Raw genomic sequence first — 898 nt, forward strand, 5'->3', positions numbered from 1 at the left:
GGCGCATCCTTAGCCGGCTTGCCGATGGTTTCATGACTGTGGAGGATGCGGACGCGATCGCGGTGATGAACCGGCTGGCGCGCCCCGCCGCCGGCGATCCGGCCATCGTTTCGGGTGAAAGCGGCGGCGCTGGCTTGGCCGGACTGATCGCGGCGCTCTCCGATCCGGAGGCCAAGGAGGCGCTCGGGCTCGATGAGACGGCGCGCGTCTTCGTCATCAACACCGAGGGCGCCACCGATCCGCAACGCTACGAGGAGCTGGTCGGGATAGCACCGGATAAGGTCGGTCACCGCATGGAGACATCCGCATGAGCCTTGCTTCCATCGATCGCGAGCGCATGCTCGGGCGCATTCGCGAACTGGGTGAGGTCGGGCGGGAGGATGGCCGACTGACGCGGCTCGCCGGATCGGATGCGGACCGCGCCGGCCGCGATCTGCTGGTCTCCTGGCTGGAAGGCGCCGGGCTTGATGTCAAAATAGACCGCATCGGCAACATCTTCGGGATCTGGACGGAAGAGCCTATCGCTGGCGAAGCGCCGGTGCTGCTTGGCTCGCATATCGATACCGTGATCAACGCCGGCATTTATGACGGCTGCTACGGCGTGATCGCCGGGCTGGAGGTGATCGAAACGCTGAAACGAAACGGCTTCGTACCATCACGGCCGATCGCGGTGGCCGCCTTCACCAACGAGGAGGGCGTGCGCTACGCGCCCGATATGATGGGCTCGCTGGTTCATGCCGGCGGCCTCTCGGTCGAGGCGGCGCTTGCAAGCGTCGGAACGGACGGATCGGTGCTGGGCGAGGAGCTTTCGCGCATCGGCTATGCCGGCGATCTCGAGCCCGGCTTTCTCAGGCCGAAAGCCTATGTCGAGCTGCATATCGAGCAGGGGCCGGTGCTG

The 898-nt window shown here is 65.8% G+C and carries 1 protein-coding gene and 1 pseudogene; both read left to right on the plus strand.

Annotation, left to right across the window (positions count from 1 at the left end; translation table 11 throughout):
- A pseudogene (locus tag B3605_RS08580) lies at nt 1–311 on the plus strand (diaminopropionate ammonia-lyase); the annotation flags it as partial.
- Nucleotides 308–898: M20/M25/M40 family metallo-hydrolase (locus B3605_RS08585; RefSeq protein ID WP_296433527.1), on the plus strand; the 591-nt coding region annotated here is incomplete at its 3' end. The pseudogene B3605_RS08580 and the gene B3605_RS08585, both read left to right, overlap by 4 nt.

This window comes from Rhizobium sp. UBA1881 (assembly GCF_002338015.1).
Lineage (GTDB): Bacteria > Pseudomonadota > Alphaproteobacteria > Rhizobiales > Rhizobiaceae > Rhizobium.